The organism is Rhizobium sp. 01T417 (genome assembly GCF_056398905.1).
Genome location: NZ_JBFTQH010000014.1, coordinates 34,281 through 55,378 on the forward strand (window position 1 = coordinate 34,281; position 21,098 = coordinate 55,378).

The following is a 21,098-nucleotide window of genomic DNA, read 5'->3' on the forward strand; positions in this document are numbered from 1 at the left end:
GTGTTCCTGGTGAACAGTCTCGCGTAATTTCCACTGGGTGCGCTGGGAGGCTCCAGATGATCGATCCGCTGCCTGGCGACATCTTTCGCAAAGCTCAGGTGCTTAACAACACCTACGAGATCGAGGGTATCCTCGGCCGCGGCGGCACAGGTGAGGTCTACAGGGCAAGCAACCGGATCACAGGCCGTGTGGTGGCGCTAAAGGCGCTGAAACGCGAGCTATCGGGAAACGCCGGATATCTGGAGCTCATGAAGCGTGAGGAGGAGATGCGCAACATCTCCCACGATGCGGTTGTGCGCTACACCGACTGCAGCCAGACCGCAGACGGCCACGTCTATCTGGTGATGGATTACGTCGCCGGCACACCTCTCAGCGAGTGGCTCGAACGTGGCGGGGCGTCGCCTCGGGATCTGCTGGTCGTGGCCCACAGAGTGGCCGAAGGCCTTGTCGCGACGCACGAGCGCAAGATCGTCCATCGCGACCTTTCCCCCGACAATATCATCCTGCGCGACGGCAGGCCGGAGGAAGCCGTTATCATCGACTTCGGCATCGCGAAGGACAGCAAGACAGGGGCCCGTACAATTGTCGGCAAGGAATTTGCGGGCAAATACGAATATGCAGCGCCGGAACAGCTGCATGGGCAGGCGGAGCCACGCTCTGACCTTTATGCCCTGGGCGCTTCGCTGCTTGCCACCTTTCGAGGAAGGATTCCTGACGTGGGAACCAGCCCCGGCGAGGTTGTCCGTCACAAGGAACGGCGACTTGATTCCTCGGGTGTTCCTGAACCGTTGAAGACGCTGATCGACGATCTCACCAGGCCGGACCCTGCCCAACGCCCTCCGAGTGCTGCCGCAGTCGTCAAGGAAATCGGCAGATTGCTGCAGCCTGGTCTCGCCAAGATACGGCGGGAGACCGGGCATCAAGCGGGGCGCAGGTGGCAGCCATGGCTGGCGATCCTGCCCCTGGTGGCGCTGGCGGCAATCGCCGGGCTCTGGTTTTTCGGGGTTTTTGAGCATTTGTCCCCGACTGCGCTTCCGATCGCAACCCCTTACAAACTCACGGCCGGGGTGGATGCCCAAAGCCGGCCGATGCTTGCGGGTTTTGCTCCGGATGCGGAGCAGCAACAGGCAATCCTGTCGACCTTCAACCGAACGGTCGGGCTTCCTCCGCCCAATGGCGCCCTGACGCTTGCCCAGGGTGCTCCATCCGAACGGTGGGCGCAGGACATTGACGCCTTGTTTAAAGCCGCCGCTCCACTCGTCGAGTGGAAGCTCGAAGTCGCCGATCGGACAGCTCGCCTCACCGGTCTGGCGGCGGACAAAGCTGCACGCGAAGATGCGGTCGCCCACTTTGAAGCTGCGGCAAAAGCGACCGGTTATCAGAGTATCGTGCGGATCGCGGCCGGTCCGCGGGACCTGTCGTCTGACCAGTTGAAACCCCTTCTCGTGCCACTTCAAACCTGCGGTCCGCTCCTCGTTCAACCTCCGGCGAGCGGCAGCTTTCCCCTCGGCTCGACGGTGGTCGTCCGTGGAAATGTTGCGTCCGGCGATGACGTCGAAGCTTTGAAAAAGACGCTCGCCCCTCGGGTCGGAGATCGCGAGCTACGCTTCGACGCCACAGTGCTCAACAGCCAACTGTGCGTTGTTCAAGAACTGCTGCCAGATGCACCGCAAGGTCAAATGTCGATCGTTCTCGGCTACGGCGACAGGACCGAACCGAACATGGCAGGCGTCTATTCGGTCGGCGACAACCCGGTCATTGACGTAATTGCGCCGGCCTCGCTCGACAAGGGATACCTGTGGGTCGTTATCGCCGACGTCACCGGCAATCTTTTCAATGTTCTTCCGAACATAAAGAGGCCCGATCACGCCCTTGCCCGAATTGGGTCCGTGTCGGGTGGCATGCGCACTATCCGTGTTGCCTACCCTGCCGCAGAGGGTGCAGCCGATCCTTCCAAGCTCTCCTTTTCCGTCGACGCCACGTTCGGCAGAAGTCTGATAATTGTCATGCAGACCGACCAGCCACTTTTCCCACAGCTTCGACCAACGACGGAGTCCACCAAGTCGTTTGCCGAAGATTTACGCGCTGCGATAGCTAATGGGCACCTGTCAATTCTCTCGATGAGCACCCGGCTGATCGACACCCGCAATTAATTAGAAGCCGGACATACACGGCATTAGTATAGACCGGTAAGTTGTGGTAAAAAGCAAATTGCAAGGGAATACTAGTCGGTTAACGGGGGTTCGGTTGTTCGACTCTGCTCTCTGGTTAAGTCCGCTGGACGGTGTGAACCCGTCAGGTGAAAGCTTGCGGAATGACGGACGGTTTCACGAGCTCGAGCGCCTCGTGCAACCGCAGATAGAAATTAGCCGTGACGAGCGCAATAACCCCGTTTCACGGACCGAGGTCCCGGTCGACTGGTCGACAGTCCTTCGAAAATCTGAAGAGTTGCGCCCCCATGGCCGGGATCTGAGGCTCCTGGTGATCGTGACGCGCGCGCTTGCCAACGAACAGGGTCTTGCCGGGCTCGCTGACGGGCTGAACCTGATCACTGGAACCTTCGACATGCATTGGAAAACGATGCATCCAGAACTTCGCGAGGGCTTGCCACTGCGCGACGCCGCCCTACGTCGGATCAACGCTCTTCTACAGCTTCAGAACGACAAGGATGGCTTGCTCGGCGATCTTCGCAAGATGACCTTTTTTTCGCCGCGGGGCGTCGGCCCTGTCACAGGGCGCGATCTGGATCGAGGGGCGATCGACACCCGAACCGTTCTCAGCGAGGCCGCACCCGGACTGAGCGAAGCCGAGAAGGCGTCGCTTGTAAGCGCCCATGACCAGTTGCTGAACCGTGTAAGGATCGGTTGCGTTGCCTTTGCAGAACAAACCCCCGACGAGGCGATTGCGCTTTTCGAGAGCGCAAAGGCTGCGGCGGCTGCAATGGAGGCGCTTGAAACATCGCTCAATCGGCAAATCGGGGAGGATGTACGTGTCACATTGCCGGATTTGAGCCGGTTCCTGCAGCGAGCGGTTTCCACGCTTGAACGAGTAAAGCCGAGCCCCAGGCAGGAAACCGCAAACGATGAAGTCCTCGACCGCGAGGGTGCGCCTGCAATAGCCACCGCCGCCGCCACTCCGACTTACATCGGAGCACCGGCAGTCTTTCCGTCACGGCTTACATCACGGGAGGATGTCACAAAGTGCATCGACCTGATCATCGCCTTTTACGACCGTACTGAACCGTCGAGCCCCATCCCCCATCTGGCGCGCAGGATCAAACGCATGGTGCCGATGGATTTTCTGGAACTCATGGAGGACCTGGCGCCCTCCGGTTTGAAGGAATTCCGGCTTCTGGCCGGCGTGCCGGAAAGCAAGAAACCTGTCCCTGGGACGAAAGGTGAGCATCAATGAGCGAAACTAAGGCCAAGGTAATTGAAAGAAACCGGGCGCCTCGCGTCCAGATAGCTTACGAAGTCGAAACCTACGGCAGCCCGACAACCATTGAATTGCCGTTTGTAATGGGCGTGATGGCCGATCTCGCAGGGGCCTCCCAGACGCCGGAGGCCAGCAAGTCCGTCCGGGACCGTGCCTTTGTCGAAACGGACGCAAACAGGTTTGGCCGCTTCATGGAAGCGCTCAGTCCACGTGTGAAAGCTCGCGTGAAGAACACCCTTCCCCAACCCGAGGGTGAAGAGCGCGATGAAGAGCTTGCAATCGACCTGACCTTTACCAGCATGGCTGATTTCGCGCCCGATCGTGTGGCCGAACAAGTCCCGCAGCTTGCAGAACTCTTGAGAATGCGCCGCCAACTCGAAGAATTGCTCGGCTTCATGGATGGACGCGTCGACGCTGAAAAACGCATCGCGCAACTTTTGAACAATGAGCCTCTGCTAGCAAAGATCGCCGACCAGGCGCTCGACGATAGCAGCAAGTCGGAGGGCTGAGCCATGGCCGAACAGGAAAAAGCCGCTACCGCTGGTGTCGCGGAAGCCGAGGGAGTCGACCTTCAGGAATTCAGCGGACTTCTAGAGAAGGACTTCAAGGTCAAGAAGGATGACAGCGACAAGCTTCAAACCTTGGTCAGGAACCTGGCGCTTGCTGCCCGCGCCCGAGCGGAATCGACCGTCATCTCATCGAACGCGATCAAATCGATCAAGTCCTTGATCGGTGGCATCGACAAGCTGCTGACCGAGCAGACCAACGAAATTCTGCATGCGCCTGAAGTGCTCCAGATGGAAGGGACATGGCGTGGGCTGTGGTACCTCGTCAACAATACCGAGACGGATCAGAAGCTGAAGATCCGCGTCATGAACATTTCGAAGGAGCAGCTGGCTGATACGCTTGAGGATTACGAAGGTCAGATGTGGGATCAAAGTCCCATATTCAAAAAGGTCTACACCGACGAATACTCGATGCTTGGGGGTAATCCGTTCGGCTGCCTGATCGGCGCCTATGAATTCTCGAACCACCCGAAGGATGTCGGTCTGCTTCGCAACATGTCCGGCATCTGCGCCTCGGCGCACACACCGTTCATAGCAGCAGCCGCCCCACGTCTCTTCCGCATGGAAAGCTGGCAGGAATTGCCGAACCCGCAAGACCTCCAACAGATTGTCTCGTCGCCGGCCTATGCCTCATGGCAGTCGCTGCGCGAGAGCGAGGATGCCCGTTACATAGGCCTGACGATGCCGCGTGTGCTGGCAAGGCTGCCTTACGGAGCAGAAACGGTTCCGGTGAAGGGCTTTGCATTTGAGGAAGAAGTCCAGGGCGATCATCATAAGTATGTCTGGATGAACGCGGCCTTTCCGATGGGCGTCAACATCAACCGCAGCCACAAGCTGTTCGGCTGGGGCACGCAGATCCGCGGTGTCGAGAACGGCGGGGCAGTGATCAATCTGCCTGTCCACAATTTTCCGACCGACGATGGCACGGTGGCGATGAAATGCCCGACCGAGGTCGCCATTGACGATCGGCGAGAGGCCGAGCTCGCCAAGCTGGGGCTGATGCCGATCCTCCATCGCAAGAACACCGATATTGCCGCCTTCATAGGCGCCCATTCACTGCAGGACGACGAAACGAGGGCCGGCCGGCTGGTCGACCCGGATGCGCAGGCCAACGAGAGATTGAGTGCAAACCTGCCTTACCTGTTCCCGGTTTCGCGGTTCGCCCATTACCTGAAGGCGATCGCCCGGGACAAGATCGGCTCGTTCAAGGAACGTGCCGACATGCAGATCTGGCTGACGGAGTGGATCAACCGCTACGTTCTCGCCAACCCTGTCTTTGCCGACGAAAAGGCCCGCGCAAAACGTCCCCTTGCTGCCGCCGAGGTCCAGGTTGACAGCGTGGAGGGCCGACCCGGCTGGTACAATGCCCGGTTCTATCTGCGGCCCCACTACCAGTTGGAAGGTATCAACGCTTCGCTCCGGCTGGTTTCGGAGCTGCCGTCCATGAAGTCATGAGGAACAGATAGCTGATGGGAGGTTATTCATGAAAATTGACGGATTTCTCAAAGTACCTGATATCACGGGACCCAGCGTTCGCGATGGCCACGAGGAAGAAATCGAGGTCTACGGAGTGGAGTTTGAGATGGTGGCTCCCTTCGACCCCAATTCATTGTCGCGCAGAGGCCGCGTCAGCTTGGGAATGGTCAACTTCATCAAGCATTACGACAAGTCCTCGCCCTATCTGAAGAAGGCTCTCTTCGACAACACGCCTCTGGACGAGGTCAAGTTTTCGGCGCGCAGAACGATCGAAGGCGAAACGAGCGACTACCTGGTCATCACGCTGAAGGAAGCTTCGGTGACCAGCTACCACATGAAGCCGAGTGCCGATGAGCCAGACGTGCTCGAGGAGCGGATCGGTTTTGCCTACAAGAACATCACGTTCAACTATGACGACAAGGACGAGGTCGAAATGGATGTCTATGTCGGCAAGTGACAGCTGGCAAAAAGGATTGGGACGGGAGGCAAGACCGCCCGGAGGTCACCCGCGGGCAACTCGCGAAGCGATCCAGCCGTCCCTGTGGGATCGCCTTGTGAACGACCTGCCGGGGCTCAGTTCGGAAGTCCATCAACTCCGGCAGGCGATCCAGAACGAAATGGACGAGGAACGTCTCAACGCGCTGATTGCGGGAGGCCTCCATCAGATCGACGCTGCCACGGATATCAGTTCCGAACAGAAGAAAAACATCCACCGTCTGCTCTCTCTGGAGCGACGGCAGGCGGAACTCGAAAGCCGTGGCGTCGTCGTCTCGATCAATGTGCTGCGCGAAGCAGTGCGACGCGACATAGAGGCGCTTTTTAACGCGCAACGCTTCGAATCCTCGCCACTCTTGACCGACTTCGAAGCCGATCAGGCAGGAGACGACCCGCCATCGCTCGAGGACTTCCCGGAGGTGCGCCGAAGCGTGATCAATTATGGCGTCCCGCCTTTTTCCGGCCGTTCCTCGCGTGACTTCGACCGCGATGAACTGGCCAAAGAGATCCGAAGCGTGCTCGCTGCATTTGAACCCCGGCTCAAGGAAAGCGCGACGAAAGTCACCGTCAGTCTTGGCGACAGGGCAGCCGGTCTCAGGATCGACATCGACGCGCTGCTGCTTACCTCCCCCGCACCAGAGCGGCTGCTGCTGCGCACAATACTCAACCTCGATAACGGTTCGGCGCGGACTGAGCTGAAGGACACCTGACCATGGACCGGGTCTTCCTGGAGTATTACGAGGAAGAACTCACCCACATTCGGGCACTCGCCTCCGAGTTTGCGGGCATGCACCCCTCAATCGCGCGCAACCTCTCCCTGGACACGATCCCGTGTCCCGACCCCTTCGTCGAACGCCTTCTTGACGGTGTGGCCTATCTTGCTGCGCGCACTCGCCAGAAGGTCGATGCCGAGAGCTCGCGTTTCGCACGAAGCGTGCTCGAAAATTTCTATCCGGACCTGATCGCGCCTGCCCCCGCAACCGCCATGGCTTTGCTGAAGCCGGGCCAACAGGTCCAGACGATGCTTGCAGGGCACCTGGTAAAGCGGGGAACCCGACTGGTCTCGAGCGTCCGCCCTGGAGTGCCCACCCGGTGCATTTATACGACGGCCCAGGACGTAACCCTTTGGCCGCTCGCGATAAGCTCGGTCTCTTACAGTCAGGATCGAAGCGCGCTTGCAGCGGCCGGGATAGCCCCAATTGAAGGGGCCAGCGGTTCGGCGGCGCTGAGCGTCATCGTCAATCGAACCGGCAAAGGCAAACTCAGCGAGTTGTCGCTCGACTGCCTGGATCTGCATTTTGGCGACAAGAGCAAGGCGCCCCTGCTTTTCGATACGCTCTTTGGCGCTTGCGCGGCCGTCGGTGCCCGTCCTGAAGGGCGCGATAACATTCTGAGCGCACTTCCGGATCCAGAGATGGTCGGGATCCGCGACGACGAAGCACTGATGCCGCGCACGCGCCAAACATTCGAAGGCTACAGGCTTTTGCGCGAATACTTCATGGCGCCGGAAAGATTTCACTATGTACGCGTGAGAAGCCTGAAACCGGTCGTCCGGCGCTGCGCGAGCGGCCTGGAATTGGTCTTTCTGTTACGGCGTCCCGTTCCAGAGCTTGCGAATATCACGGCAAAGGATTTCGAACTCTTCGTAACGCCAATCATCAATCTGTTCGAGCGCAGCTGCAACGTCATTGAACTCGATACACGCCGGACCCGGCAAGTGCTTCACGCTGATCGCACGCGCCCACGAGACTTCGAAATCTATCGCACAATCGGCGTCGAAGACGCCGACGCCGAAGGCCCTGATGCCGAGATACCGGCACTCTTTAGCTTGGGCCAGAACCGTGGAAACGGCTGGGTCTATTTCGCCGAGCGCCGTCCGCGGCGGCCGGGCGAGGACGAATTGCGCCAAGGACAAACTCGGACATCCTATACCGGCGACGATGTCTTCCTCACGCTTTCGCGCCCTGCCAAGTCAACAGCCGCCCGGCAACTGAAGCGAATTGAGGTTACGGCGCTTTGTACCAATCGCGATCTGCCTATCCTGGACGACACACCGTCCCTTTCGCTCGAAAGCGGCGACCCGGTCGAGACCGTCCAGCTCCTCGGGGCGCTGCGGCCGCCGTGGCCTTCGATTCCAGCGACGCTTCCGGCTGGGGCGGTGGAAGGCTCGAGGGCCGATGAACTCGCCTGGCGGCTCATCGCGCAACTTTCGCTGAACTTTCTCAGCCTGGCGGAAGAAGGTCGCGGCGTGGATCCGCTTCATGCGCTGCTTGAACTTTACGCGCACCGCGGGGATCCAAGCCTGAGCAGGCACGTTCGTGCGATCGCCCGCGTCGAGGCGCGGCCCGTGATCGAGCGGCTGGCAATTGCCGGGCCGATGTGCTTTGCGCGCGGCACTGAGGTTACGCTTCACATCGATCAATCTGTGCTTGCCGGGCACAGCACCTTGTTGCTTCCAGCGCTGCTGTCGAAGCTTTTTGCGCGCTATTCGGCAATCAACGCATTCGTGCGCACCCGCACGCGCATCATACAGAAACAGGAGGATGTGCTATGGCCGATAGCGCCGGGCAACCGCTTCCTGATATGACGAAGGAAGCCACTCCATCCCTTGAGGCATTCGACTTCTTCGAGCTCCTGCGACACCTCGAAGACGACGGGCAGCTCTTTGGCCAGGCCGGGCGACCGGACCGGGAGCCGGCCCGGCTCGGACAGCACGTGCGGCTTGGTTTTGCCGTACAGGATGTCGCAAAGGTCGAGCCGGCCACGGAAAATGCGCCGGCCCGTGTCACGGTGGCAAATATCGGGTTGCTCGGGCCAGAAGGCCCGATGCCCCTCCATCTGACGCGCTGGGTGCTGGACCGACTTTCGCAGCGGTGGTTCGCAAGGGCGGACATGCGGGAGGTCTCCGATACAACATTCGTCGATTTCGTGAACATTCTTCAGCATCGCATGATCGCACTCTTTTATCGGGCCTGGGCCGACGCTCATCCGCCGGTTCAGGTCACACGCAAAGACGGCGGCCGCATTCGCGCGATGTCGGCAGCCCTGGCGGGTCTCGGCTTGTGCGGAACGGGGCCCGGTGAGCCCTCGCAAATCGACGCCACCAAGATCTCCCACGCATCGGCCCTCGCCCATCAGGTGGATGGACCAGAGAGACTTACGCTGTTCCTCGCCGACCTGCTGAAAGTGCCGGTTCGGCTTCGCGAATTTGTCGGCTCCTGGACGTCAATACCGCCAGAGCTTCAGTCACGGATTGGCGGCGGTCATGGGCAACTCGGACGAAGCGCCACGATTGGACCGAGGTCGTTCCAGCGACAGCAGAGGATAGAGCTCTCGATCGGCCCGCTGACGTTTACCGACTATGTCGCTTTTCTGCCGGGCGGTGAACGGCGCGAAACCCTGCAATCCGCTGTCCACGATCTGGTCGGAGACGGGCTCGACGTCGATGTAAGGCTGGTGCTCAAGCGGGACGACGTTCCCGCGGCCAGGATCGGAGCCATGCGGATCGGACACATCGCATGGCTTGCTCGACCGAAAGACCGCGGTGACGCGGATGACTTGTGCATGCGCACCATCATTGGCTGGCGGCCAAAAATGCCGGAGGCCGCGGCATGAGCCTGATCCTCACCCTTGAACACTCACCCCGACCCCAGGCTGTTCGCCAGATGCGGCTTGTTGATGGCGAGCTCGTCATCGGCCGCAGCGCAGACGCTGGCTGGCGGATCGACGACCCCGACATGTATATCTCACGCGCTCACTGCACCATCGGTTTCGTTCGCGGCCGGTATGTGGTGACCGACACCTCCAGCGGTGGGCTTTTCATCGACGGCTCGCGCACGCCGCTTGGACTGGGGAATTCCGCCCCGCTGCATGACGGAGCGCGCCTGCAGCTTGGAAATTACGTTGTCCGGGTTGAGTTCCAGGCAACACCGTCGGAGCGAGCGTCCGAACAGACGGATCCTCTGCCACAGGGTGGGCTCGAGCGGGATGACTTCTTCGCCGAGCGCAAGGAGCCGACAGTTCCTACCCCGCGGCCGGTTGGACTACCGGACCCGTTCGAACAGCCAGCCCCCGGTGCGTTTGTCGCGTCGGACAGGGGCGAGACAGCAAAGAGGGCGCCGATATTCGACGATCCCTTCAGCCTCGATCCTCTGCCAGCATCAGACCAGGGCAAACCCGCCTGGGATTTTTCCTTGCCCAGCACGCCACCGCAGCCCGTCTCCGAGCCCCCGCCCGAACCTCGTTCTTCCCCAGTACCGCAGGCGACGCCGACGCCGAAAGCGACCGGACAACCCGAAACCGTCTTGCGCGAAGCCTTTCTGCGCGGACTGGGGCTTGGCGCTGAAGAGTTTGCCACATCCGATCCGGTTGCCCAGATGGAGAATTTCGGTCGCGAATACCGGATGATGCTGGAAGGACTGATGCATCTCTTGCGCAAACGAGCCGAAGAAAAGGGCGAAGCAAGAATCGCCCAGACTGTGGTTGGCGCATCCGAGGTCAACCCTCTCAAATTCCTTCCCACGGTGGATGATGTAATCGCAACCTTCCTGGCTCAGCGCAACGCAGGCTTTCTTTCTCCGCAGGCCGCCATCGGCAATTCCATCCGCGATCTCGCCCACCACCATGTGCGAACGTGGCGTGGCGTCCAGGCAGCGCTTGCCAGGATGATAGACCGCTTCGACCCGGCGGCGCTCGAAAGCGAACTGAAGTCGCACTCAGCGTTGGATGCCCTGTTTGCCGGTGGACGGCGGGCGAAGCTCTGGGAGCTCTATGAGAACCGCTATCGCGAAATCGCCAAGAGCGCGTCGACGCGCTTCCTCGGCGAAATCGGGAGCGACTTTCGGGATGGCTATGAAGAGAGGGAGGACAATTGATGCTTAACCGACGCGGTTTTCTCATTGTGACCGGCGCGACAGGCCTGCTTTCCGCTTGCATGGGCGGTCCACCCAAATCCTCGACCGTAATCGTCAGGGCGACGGGACAGGCCGGAATGAATGCTGCCGCCGGAGGCGGGGAGCGTCCCGTAACCCTGCTCGTTCTCCGGCTGAAGGATGTCGGGAAATTCAACTCGGCTGACATTTTTGCCCTTCAGTCAGATCCGGCCGGTGCGCTCGGCGCAGACCTCGTCGGATCCGAGCAATTGACGGTCGCTCCCGGTGCAACCGCGTCAAAGACGGTGGCGTTCCCGCCGGAGGCCACTTTCCTCGGGGTTGTCGCGCTGTTCCGGGAACCCGGCAGCCGTACGTGGCGAAGGAGTGTCCCGATCAGGCCGGAATCGACGGTGACGGCGAATGTCGTACTCAGCCGCGGCGGTATGACGCTCGCGCTCGCCTGAATGGAGGGCGTTTAGCATGACGGATACCAACAAGGTTCTTTGGTCCGAGGGGCTCTTTCTGCGAACGCAGCATTTCCAGCAGCAGGACCGCTATACGGAAGCGCTGATGCGCGGCTCGCTGCAGGCTGGACGGTTGCAGACCTTCGGCTTCAAGTCCCTGATGCTGGATGCCGCGCAGTTGGAAACCGGACGGATAGCGGTGACGTCGGCCCGTGGCATTTTCCCGGATGGCACCCCGTTCGCAATACCCGAAACGATGGACGCCCCCACCCCATTGACAATCACCAACGACATGGGCGCTGGCGCTGTTCAGCTCGCCCTGCCGCTCGAACCTCCGGGAGGTGCCAGCTTCGATCCTGCCCACCGAGATCCCAGCGGTGCGAGGTATAGAGGAAGGATCGAGTGGGTTCGCGATGCCGTGCATGGCGGCGCTGATCCCGAAGAGATCGAGATCGCCCGTCCGCAAGCCCTGCTCCTTTCCCCGGCGCAGGCGACCGGTGGCTACACCGCAATGCCCGTGACCAACGTTACCGGGCTCCTGTCCGATGGCAGGGTGGCGATCTCCGAAAACTTCCTGCCGCCCGCACTCGCAACCGGTACCGTGCTGTTTTATGGCCAACTCCTGCAGGAGGTCATCACTGGGCTTGACCGCATAGCTGAAGCCCATGGCAAGATGGTGCTCGGCGGCCCTGGCCGCAGCGTAGAAAATCTGCTGGTGCTCGATCTTGCCAACAGCGCCCGCGCCCGATTGGCGCATATGCTTCCTCAGGAGGTTTTTCATCCGGCCGAGCTCTTTCTGGAGCTCAGCGGACTGGCTGGCCGAATGGCGACCTACGGGTCGGGCTCTCGGCGACTGAGCGAGCTTCCCATCTATGAGCACATGGCGCCTGGACCAGCTTTTGCTGCACTCGCCGACACATTGCGCTCACTGATCCTGAGCCTGCGCTATGTCGAGCCGAAGTCGCGGGCGCTGCCTGTTTTGAAACACGCCACCAATGTCTGGAAGGTCCGCATCGACAATCCCGAACTTCTGACGGCCAGCCGCATTGTCGTGCGGGTCGGATGCGACATGTCCGACGAGGCGCTGCGCAAAATCTTCGTCAACCAGGTTACTGTGGGTGCCGCGGACGAATTCGAGGCGCTGTGGAAGTCTCGACTCCCCGGTATCGGCCTCAAACCGCTTCACTCTCAGCCCCGCGAAATTCCCTACGACGGAGATCGCCTCTGCCTCGAACTCGATCAACGCAGCGAGCACTGGGAGTCGCTTCTACGCTCGCCCGGTTTTGTGATTGGAGTCTCCGGTGTTTTGCCCAACGAACCACAGATCGACTGCTACTCGGTAAACAGGTAGTACCATGGCAAGTGGTGAGGATCCATTCGGCCTATCGGAAGATCAGGGTCGTACGCGTATCCGCCCCGTTCCCCCGGGTGCAATGCCTGTCATTGCCACCGGCACACTGGCTCGACGCGCCCGATCCCATCCTAATCCATTGGTCAATGCCTTCGCCAGGTTGTTCGAATTTGCCCCCGAACTCGAGAATGCATTGCCACCCGGCAATCCGGAAGCATTGCGAACCAGGCTGATGGAGGAACTCGTTTCGGCACGCGATGCGGCCGTGACGTCTGGCGAAAGCCTGGCCCGCGCTGATGCAGCCGCCTGGGCTGTCGCCGCACTGCTCGACGATCTGGCGCTGAACACGCCTTGGGGTGGATCCAGCGCATGGCCGCGCCAGCCGCTGGTCGTCATGCTACGCGGCGATGTGGATGCCGGGGAGCAGTTCTTCGCCAGGCTGGAGGAACTGGAACGCCATCCCGGTCGCGATCGTGAATTGCTGGAGCTGCAGTATATGTGCCTGGCGCTTGGGTTCCGCGGCAAATACAGGGTGCCGGGGCGTGCAGGCGATCGCTCCATTAACGCCGTTCGCGCTGCGGCCGCGCGCGTCTTGCGGGACGTGGATGCCGAGGGTGCGCCACTTTCGCCGAGGTGGGAGGGCGTGACGGCGAAAGACGAGCCTTCCGGCTTTGCCATTCCGATCTGGGTACTCGCTGTCGTGGCGGTCGCACTCGCGACTGCGATCTACGTGCTGTTGTCGACGCGGTTGGGCTCCAAGGCGGAAGAGCTTGCGACGCTCGTTCGGGCGCTACCACCGCCGGAGCGCGCCGAAATTTATCGCCCGGAGAAACGCACACCGCCGCCGGGCGCGCCGCCAGTCGAACCCGTCGTCCTTGCGCTTTTACCAGAATTCCGTGCCGCCGCGCCTCCTGCGCTTCTTCCGGCTTTGAAAGGCAATGAAAACGCCTCTCGGGTCACACTCCTGCTTCAGTCGAGCACTCCGGAGCTTTTCCCGTCTGCCCGCGCCGAATTGACAAAAAGCTTCGAACCCCTCGTCGCTTCGATTGCGGCTGTGCTCAAGGACAACGCCGAGCTGATCAGAAGTGTCACGATCGTCGGACACACCGACAATGTTCCGCTCCAGGCCACCAATCCCCTGTCCAACAATCAGCGCCTCTCGGAGGCGCGCGCTGGAACGATTGCCGCCTTGTTGCGTGCCAGCGGCCTGCCGCCGGATCGCCTGAGGTCGGAAGGACGTGCAGCAACGCAGCCTCTGGCCGGAAACGACACTCGCGAAGGCCGGGCTGCCAACCGCCGCATCGAGCTCCTGATCGAAAAGGGGCTCTGAGATGGCGGTCTTCCGATTCTTCTGGGCAATCCTCACCTCGCGCTGGCTCTGGACCTTCATCGGGCTCGTGCTGCTGTCCCTGATCATCTGGATCTTCGGCCCAATCATCAGTGTCGCAGAAAGCGCGCCATTGGCTTCTGAGACGGTCCGACTGGTTGTCATCGGCCTTCTCGTCGTCCTCTTTCTCATCTGGTGGATCGCGGCGCAACGCCGGGCGATCAAGGCCAATCGCATTTTCGTTTCCGAGATCGCCCCTCCACCGGAAGCGCCGCCAAGCCCGGCGGAAGAAGGGGTCGCCTCTGTCGGCGCAAAGTTCCGGGAGGTGATGGCGGAGCTGAAACGCCAGAAAGTCGGCGGCCGAAAACTTCTACGGGAGATGCCGTGGTACGTCATCATCGGCCCGCCGGCAACCGGCAAGACAACCGCACTGCGGCAGTCTGGGCTGAGTTTTCCCATTGATCTGTCGGATGATTTGCATGGGGTCGGTGGGACGCGCAACTGCGACTGGTTCTTTACTGAAGAGGCTGTGCTGATCGACACTGCAGGCCGCTACGTTCAACAGGAAAGCCAGCCCGACGTCGATGCAGCCGAATGGCTCGGCTTCCTCGATCTTCTGAAAAAGCACCGGGGCCGCCGAGCCCTGAACGGCGTCATCGTGGCACTCGCCATTGACACACTGGCGGAAGGTGACGCGGCCATTCGGGCACATGGCCGCCAGATCCGAAAACGGCTCACCGAACTGCAGGAGAGGCTGGAAATTCGTCTGCCCGTTTATCTGATGCTGACCAAGGCCGATCTCATCAAGGGGTTCGAGACTTTCTTCGCAGGCCTGTCGACGGCGGGACGCGAGCAGGTCTGGGGAACAACCTTCTCACCCGGCGCTCGCATCGACGGCAGCGAAGTCACGCGGGAACTCGAAGCACTGGCTGGCGTGCTTGAACGACGCCTCATTCCCCGTCTGGAAAGCGAGGAAAACCTTAACGCCCGCGCGGAGATCTTCCGCTTCCCGGCGCAGGTCGAGAGCCTTTCCGAGCCTATTCGCGTGTTGGTGGAGACCATTTTCGGTGAAAGCCGCTATGCAGAGAGCGCCTGGCTGCGCGGTATCTATCTGACCTCCGCCACTCAGGAAGGCACCGCAATTGACCGGCTGACAGCAGCACTCTCTTCTTCTTTCGGCCTCCCCGCACAGCCCGCCACCCCAATGCCGCGGGTTGAAACGCGCAGCTTCTTCCTGAAGGACCTGCTCACGAAAGTGATCTTCAAGGAAGCAGGTCTCGGTACGTTTGATCCCGCGGCGGAGGAACGGCGAATATGGATATGGCGCGGTGCGGCAGTGGCCGCGGCGGCGTTGGTTGTCGTGGCCGGCCTGTTCTTTACGATCTCCTACCGGAAAAACAGCGCCGCGCTTGCCGCACAGGCCGAGCAGCTCGAAGCCCTACAGATTCCGCTCACTCCGATTGCTGCGCGTCAGGCGCCACTCGAACCGCTCGATCTGGATGTGGCGCTCGAAGCTGCAACCGAAGTCTTGAATGCCCGTACCGAGCCGCCAGGCGGCATGGCTGCCTTGATTGGCCCTTCTGCGGCAACCGAGATCAGACAGGCGCAGACCGACGCCTACGATCGCTCGCTGCGCAACATATTGGAACCACGTATGGTCGCGCTGCTCGAAGCGACCATGTGGCGTCAGATCCGCGACCCCGAATACCTGCTCGGAGCGCTGAAGACATATCGCATGATGACGGGCTTATCGCCGATGGATCCCGAATTCGCCAAGCAATGGTGGACCGAGCGGCTGCCCGAATTTGCACCGGTTCCACCGTTCCGCACCGACATGGCCACCGATCATCAACTTGCGGCAATCGACAACATGGCGGCGGAGCAGGCCCTTATTCAACCCGATGAGGCGTTGGTGAGCGAAGCCCTGCGCGCCATCTGTTCAATTCCGCTTCCAGTGCGTGCCTATAATGCACTGCTGTCCGACCCGGACGTCAGGGCGCTCAAGGAATGGGTGCCGGCAGATCATGTCGGCCCGAATGGCCTCAAGGTACTCGCTCGGCGCTCGGACAAGACGCTTCGGGTAGGCATCAGCGGCACCTTTACCTATGACGGCTTCCACAACGTGGTTCTTGCGCGACTGGAAGACGTCGCCACGCAGGCTGCGCTCGACCGCTCTGTTTTTGCGGGCGGTTGCTCGGAAAGCGCCACCCCTTCTGTCGCCGCGCTGTCGCAGGACATCCTCAAGCTTTACTACGACGATTACATTGCCAAGTGGGACAGCTTCCTGCGCGACGTGAGGCTCGCTCCACTGACCGACCTGCAGACGGCAAGCGAAAATCTCAAGGATCTCTCCAGCGCAGACTCTGCCATGAAACGGCTTCTGGACGCCGTCGTGCATGAGACGGAACTGACCCGTCCCGAAGATGAGGGGGGCGGCAAAGTCCCTCCTGCGGCAACCTCCAAGCTCCTGTCCAAGCTAGGCAAGATCGGCAAGCTTGCCAAGACGGGCGTGAAGTTGATGCCCGCCGGCTCCAAAGCCGAAGTGGACCTTTCGGGCGCGCCGGTCGCCGAGCACTTCAAATCCATCAAGGGCGCAATTGCCGAGGTCGATGGCCAGCCTCCGGCACTCAATGATGCCGTGGCCGCGATGACTGCGCTTTCGAACATGCTGCAGACAGTATCGGCGAGCCCCGACGCCCAGGATGCCATAAAGCGGCAAGGAGGCTTGGCCGAGCTCACCGGGGCAGTGGCAAAACAGGCCATAACCCTGCCCGATCCACTGGACGACTGGCTGGCCGGCATCGCTGGCGATACAAGCGGCATTGCGACGAAAGCCGTGACCTCTGAACTCAACGCCATCTGGCGCGCTGATGTATTGCCCTTCTGCCAGGCAGCGCTCGCGAACCGCTATCCATTCATCGCTGACAGCGCAATCGATGTGAACGTCGTCGACTTTGCACGGGTCTTTGGCCCGAACGGGCTGATTGACAGCTTCATCAACAATCACCTGATCAACTACATTGACGTGACCCGCCACCCGTGGAAATGGCGAGCGGACATCCGTCTCGATTCATCGTCTTTGGCAGCGTTGGAACAGGCCCGGCTGATCCGCGACAACCTTTTTCCTGGCGGCGCCGGACCGATCCTGACCTTTACGCTCGAACCGAAGGATCTCTCTCCGACCGTCGGCCGTGTGACGTTAAACGTCGACGGCCAGAGCCTCACCTATTTCAACAACCCGACCCGCCCGCAGCCAATGACCTGGCCAGGCAAGGACGGAACCGGTGTGATTACCCTTGCCTTCCAACCGCTCGACGGCTCACCGGAAGTGATGGTCAGCGAAACCGGAAGCTGGGCTTTCCTGCGAATGTTGCGTGCCGGTCGTCTGAGCGGAACGGATCTACCCGAACTTTACAAGTTGCGGCTTGCCGCTCAGGGGCACTACGCCGATTTCGAGCTGCGGGCCGCGAGCGTGGCCAATCCCTACGATCTGAAAATGTTTGCGAGGTTCTCATGCCCGACGAGGCTTTGATCTTGCCAGGCTTCTTTGGAAAGCTGCCCGCGATGGGGGATTTCGTGACGCGCGGTCTGCCGGCAGTTTTCGTTGGCCCGTGGGATCGCTGGATCAGCCGGTATCTGGTTCATCGATTTTCTAAAGGTTCAGTGACCTCTCATCCGGTGTTGCGGTTTATCCTCGGATCCGAGGCCTTTGGCCCCATGACGGGCATCGTGATGGCAAGTTCCGACCGCGCAGGCCGCCGGTTTCCCTTGACCATCGCGGCAGTGCCGCCGACCCCAACCAAAGAAATCGCCGTCTTCGCCGCAGGCTGGTTCGATGCATTGGATGCCGCAGGAAGATCTGCGCGCGACGGCGCGATGGATGGCGATGGGCTCGCTGCCCTTCTTGCGACCCTGCCCTATCCCGCGATCAAGATATCAGGCGGCGTGGTCCGAGGCATGGCATTGTGGATACAGCCTGGCGAGTCAATCGAGATTGATCGTTGTGCACCTGAACCAGCGCTTCGCCACCTCTTCCCCGAAAGTCTGGAGACGAGCTGATGCAGATCTGGAACCAGACAGGCTTCCCGACCGAATTCACGATGGGGATGGACAAGGAGGGCCGCGAGTACATCGCCATCGTCGTCAAGGGAACCTTCGACTTTCCCGAGACGCCAGGTGCCCCCGTGCAAAAATCATCCGTGCAGACACCGCTGGTGATGGCCGACACATACACGGGTGAACCCGGTTTTTCGGGCACCCTCTGGGAAACCGACTTCGCCTTTCGCAAACCGCGCTGCGACGTCATCGCTAACGGATGTGCCTATGCCCCCGGCGGGCGTCCAGTCGACCGCGTCAGTGTCGGGATCAAGGTCGGCAACTGGTCGAAGGTCTTCGACGTGTTCGGGCATCGCGAATGGCGCGCCCGCGGACCGATCTTCGTCGTTACCAGCCCGCAACCCTTCCTTCGCCAGCCTTTCTCCTACGACACGGCGTGGGGCGGTACGGACCGCCTCGACCCGGAGGACAAGCTTCCGGCGAGCTATCGCCTCAACCCCGTCGGCACGGGGTGGGCGCGCCCGAAGAACCAGCATCTGATCCCCGGCCTCCGGCTTCCCAACACCCAGGCTCTCGGCGAGGACATCCGCTCGCCGTTCGGCGACTACCGGCCGATGAGCTTCGGCCCTTACGGCCGAGGCTGGCCGGGCAGGATTGAATTCGGGGGCACCTACGACCAGAACTGGATCGACAACATCTTCCCATTCCTGCCGCCGGACTTCGACGAGCGCTATTTCCAGATGGCACCGCCCGACCAGCAGATAGAGCATCCGAAGGGCGGCGAGGAGGTGGTGCTCGTCAATCTGACGCCAGCCGGGCGCGAGAACTTCCGACTGCCAGCCACCAGCCTTCCGTTGACCTTGTTCAAGGGGCGCGAGAAARCCTTCGAGAGAGCGATACCGCCCGACACCGTTTTGTTAGATCCTGAGAACCGGCGCTTTTCGCTGGTCTGGCGCGTGTCGCAGCGCATCCACCGTACGATCCTCGACTTCAACGAGTGCTGGGTCGGACCGCCGACGAGGGGAATGCTGCAGGCACGAGCAACTGGCAAGCGTTACATCCGCACCTTCGATCTCCCCGCTCGTTTTGACGAGGAGGCAAATGCCGCATGAGCGCTGGTCTGGACATCGTCTCCATTGGAATGGTCACGGCAGTCGGCCTCGACGCTCCGTCATCCTGCGCCGCGATGCGGGCGAGGCTCGACGGCTTTCAGGAGACGCGGTTCGTTGGCTCAAGCAGTGAGTGGATTGTTGGAGCCCCAGTGCCACTCCCGCGCAACTGGATCGGTGAAGAGCGGATGGCACGCATGGCCGCCGCGGCGATCTCTGAAGTCTTCGAGCCGGTGCCTGACGCGCGCGCTCACGCTGCCCTGATCCTCTGCCTCGCAGAGGATGATAGGCCAGGTCGCCCATACCAAGAAGGTTCGGCTTTGCTGCGCCGAATAACGGAAATCAGCAAGTTCGAACCGCAAATCAGTTCGCAGATCGTCGCTCGGGGCCGCCCGTCGGGGCAAGTCGCGCTCGGTCTTGCTCGCAAGATCCTCACCTCCAGCATTGCACCCTTCGTGGTGATTGCCGGGATTGACAGCTATTTGAACAAAGTAGCTGTCCCCCACTATCTCGGCGAGGGACGGTTGCTGACGCCGGACAACCCAAACGGCTTCATTCCCGGCGAGTCGGCCGCCGCGGTATTGTGCCGGAAGGAAAACAACGGCGTCTTCAGCCTTTTAGGCCTGGGCCTCACCCGTGAGTACGCCTCGATCTATAATACTGGTGATCTGCCACTGCACGCCGACGGGATGACTGACGCGTACCGCCGCGCGCTCGAAGAGACTAAAATCGACATGAATCACCTCGGTTACCGCATCTCCGACTTGATAGGCGAGCAATACTGGTTCAAGCAGAGCGCGCTAGCGAGCCTACGCCTGCTACGCGGGCGACACGAATTCCAGGACCTTTGGTCTCCAGCCGAGTCACTCGGCAACATCGGTGCAGCAGTCGTACCGGTGATGCTTGGCATGGCCTGGATGGCCGCCAGGAAGGGTTATGCCCCCGGTAACCCGGTCCTCATCGAAGCATCCAGTGATGCCGGCGTCTGCGGCGCAGCGGTACTCGCCTCGAGGACTGCTCGATGACAGTGTTTGCGAACGGTCTCGAAGTGGCGTGCAAGGCGCAGGCGAACAAGGTGATTGCTGCATTTCCCTATGTATGCTTCACACCGCCCCAGACTCCAGCTACTCCGCCCGGCGTACCCGTCCCGTATCCGACCTTTGGGATGGATAATGATACAGAGAACGGTACTTCCACGGTCAAGATCGGCGGTCAAACAGTCACGCAGAAGAACAAGTCCTACTACACTAAATGCAGCGGCAATGAAGCGGGATGCGCGCCCAAAAAAAACCTCATCACCTCTGTCAACACCGGAAAGGAATATGCCCACGCCTGGTCAGGCAACGTCCGGATGGATGGCGAGCCGATTAGTCGATTTACTGACATCTCGAGCAACGATCACGCCTCCCCTACGGGGGGAGGCCCGCCTTGGCCGAAAATTGCCAGCCTTGATCTCGGGCTAGGAAACTGCGTCGCCATACTACAAAACATAGGCCTTAACGTTCACAAGCACGGACACAAGGGCAAGGCGTGCAATCCCCAAGGCCGGGATCCACCATTGAGACAATCCGATCACATTATGCAGAACCGCTGCTTCACGTCCGGTGGTCGCACGGGTTACCTTTCGAACTGGCCAAATTACACCGAGTATTCTGCGCCTTGCGTCTGCCTGAATGACGGGACATCGCCTACTTCCGAACACGGGCGCAAATCGCAGAAGCAGAAAGCCTATGCCGCGCGCTGGCGTAGTGGCGGCAAAACGACGGTGAAATTCTCTACAGTGAAAAAGAACAACATGGACGCCATGAAATCCGCCTGTAAACGCCTTGCTACGAACCAAGCCGCGCTTGATTGCCTATCGGAAATAATCGACATTTACTTCATGCATGCAGCCGGCGTTTCCACGAAGGAAGAGCTAAACGCAATGGACTGCGCTGTACCAGGCTAA

General features: G+C 60.7%; 17 protein-coding genes. All 17 read left to right on the plus strand.

Going from position 1 to position 21,098, the window contains the following annotated elements; all coding sequences use genetic code 11:
- Positions 1 to 56: 56 nt before the first annotated feature.
- The 17 genes from AC1DPR_RS15660 (at position 57) to AC1DPR_RS15740 (ending at position 21,098) form a co-directional block, all read left to right on the plus strand.
- On the plus strand, positions 57 to 2,153 hold the full coding sequence (locus AC1DPR_RS15660) for a serine/threonine protein kinase (protein ID WP_477816639.1): 2,097 nt from the start codon (positions 57 to 59) through the stop codon (positions 2,151 to 2,153).
- A gap of 94 nt (positions 2,154 to 2,247) precedes the next feature.
- Complete coding sequence (locus AC1DPR_RS15665) at positions 2,248 to 3,411, plus strand: type VI secretion system ImpA family N-terminal domain-containing protein (protein ID WP_113470361.1); 1,164 nt, start codon at positions 2,248 to 2,250, stop codon at positions 3,409 to 3,411.
- Positions 3,408 to 3,944 carry a type VI secretion system contractile sheath small subunit gene (tssB, locus tag AC1DPR_RS15670; RefSeq protein ID WP_113581045.1) on the plus strand — a complete coding sequence of 179 codons (537 nt, stop codon included), beginning with the start codon at positions 3,408 to 3,410 and terminating at the stop codon, positions 3,942 to 3,944. The genes AC1DPR_RS15665 and tssB overlap by 4 nt, the downstream gene beginning before the upstream one ends.
- A gap of 3 nt (positions 3,945 to 3,947) precedes the next feature.
- Entirely contained in the window at positions 3,948 to 5,456 is a 1,509-nt protein-coding gene (tssC, locus tag AC1DPR_RS15675; RefSeq protein WP_018856377.1) for a type VI secretion system contractile sheath large subunit, read from the plus strand.
- Between the two features lie 28 nt (positions 5,457 to 5,484).
- Positions 5,485 to 5,934 carry an Hcp family type VI secretion system effector gene (locus tag AC1DPR_RS15680; RefSeq protein WP_018856376.1) on the plus strand — a complete coding sequence of 150 codons (450 nt, stop codon included), beginning with the start codon at positions 5,485 to 5,487 and terminating at the stop codon, positions 5,932 to 5,934.
- Complete coding sequence (tssE, locus tag AC1DPR_RS15685) at positions 5,921 to 6,682, plus strand: type VI secretion system baseplate subunit TssE (protein WP_113161855.1); 762 nt, start codon at positions 5,921 to 5,923, stop codon at positions 6,680 to 6,682. The genes AC1DPR_RS15680 and tssE overlap by 14 nt, the downstream gene beginning before the upstream one ends.
- A gap of 2 nt (positions 6,683 to 6,684) precedes the next feature.
- Positions 6,685 to 8,559, plus strand: a complete 1,875-nt coding sequence (gene tssF, locus AC1DPR_RS15690; RefSeq protein ID WP_477816640.1) for a type VI secretion system baseplate subunit TssF — start codon at positions 6,685 to 6,687, stop codon at positions 8,557 to 8,559.
- Entirely contained in the window at positions 8,523 to 9,587 is a 1,065-nt protein-coding gene (gene tssG, locus AC1DPR_RS15695; RefSeq protein WP_113470394.1) for a type VI secretion system baseplate subunit TssG, read from the plus strand. The genes tssF and tssG overlap by 37 nt, the downstream gene beginning before the upstream one ends.
- Positions 9,584 to 10,846, plus strand: a complete 1,263-nt coding sequence (tagH, locus tag AC1DPR_RS15700) for a type VI secretion system-associated FHA domain protein TagH (protein WP_113470395.1) — start codon at positions 9,584 to 9,586, stop codon at positions 10,844 to 10,846. The genes tssG and tagH overlap by 4 nt, the downstream gene beginning before the upstream one ends.
- Positions 10,846 to 11,307, plus strand: coding sequence for a type VI secretion system lipoprotein TssJ (gene tssJ / locus AC1DPR_RS15705; RefSeq protein ID WP_018856371.1), 462 nt, complete (start codon positions 10,846 to 10,848; stop codon positions 11,305 to 11,307). Before tagH ends, tssJ begins: the two co-directional genes overlap by 1 nt.
- 16 nt (positions 11,308 to 11,323) lie before the next feature.
- Positions 11,324 to 12,658, plus strand: a complete 1,335-nt coding sequence (gene tssK, locus AC1DPR_RS15710) for a type VI secretion system baseplate subunit TssK (protein WP_113161857.1) — start codon at positions 11,324 to 11,326, stop codon at positions 12,656 to 12,658.
- Between the two features lie 4 nt (positions 12,659 to 12,662).
- The gene (icmH, locus tag AC1DPR_RS15715) at positions 12,663 to 13,988 is read left to right on the plus strand and encodes a type IVB secretion system protein IcmH/DotU (RefSeq protein ID WP_477816641.1); all 1,326 of its coding nucleotides are present in this window, start codon (positions 12,663 to 12,665) and stop codon (positions 13,986 to 13,988) included.
- Position 13,989: 1 nt separating this feature from the next.
- Positions 13,990 to 17,517, plus strand: a complete 3,528-nt coding sequence (tssM, locus tag AC1DPR_RS15720; RefSeq protein ID WP_477816642.1) for a type VI secretion system membrane subunit TssM — start codon at positions 13,990 to 13,992, stop codon at positions 17,515 to 17,517.
- Positions 17,499 to 18,044, plus strand: a complete 546-nt coding sequence (gene tagF / locus AC1DPR_RS15725) for a type VI secretion system-associated protein TagF (protein ID WP_477816643.1) — start codon at positions 17,499 to 17,501, stop codon at positions 18,042 to 18,044. The genes tssM and tagF overlap by 19 nt, the downstream gene beginning before the upstream one ends.
- Entirely contained in the window at positions 18,044 to 19,153 is a 1,110-nt protein-coding gene (locus tag AC1DPR_RS15730) for a DUF2169 family type VI secretion system accessory protein (protein WP_477816644.1), read from the plus strand. The genes tagF and AC1DPR_RS15730 overlap by 1 nt, the downstream gene beginning before the upstream one ends.
- Complete coding sequence (locus tag AC1DPR_RS15735; protein ID WP_477816645.1) at positions 19,150 to 20,175, plus strand: 3-oxoacyl-ACP synthase; 1,026 nt, start codon at positions 19,150 to 19,152, stop codon at positions 20,173 to 20,175. Before AC1DPR_RS15730 ends, AC1DPR_RS15735 begins: the two co-directional genes overlap by 4 nt.
- Positions 20,172 to 21,098: a PAAR-like domain-containing protein gene (locus tag AC1DPR_RS15740; RefSeq protein ID WP_477816646.1), complete on the plus strand. Its 927-nt coding sequence runs from the start codon at positions 20,172 to 20,174 to the stop codon at positions 21,096 to 21,098. Before AC1DPR_RS15735 ends, AC1DPR_RS15740 begins: the two co-directional genes overlap by 4 nt.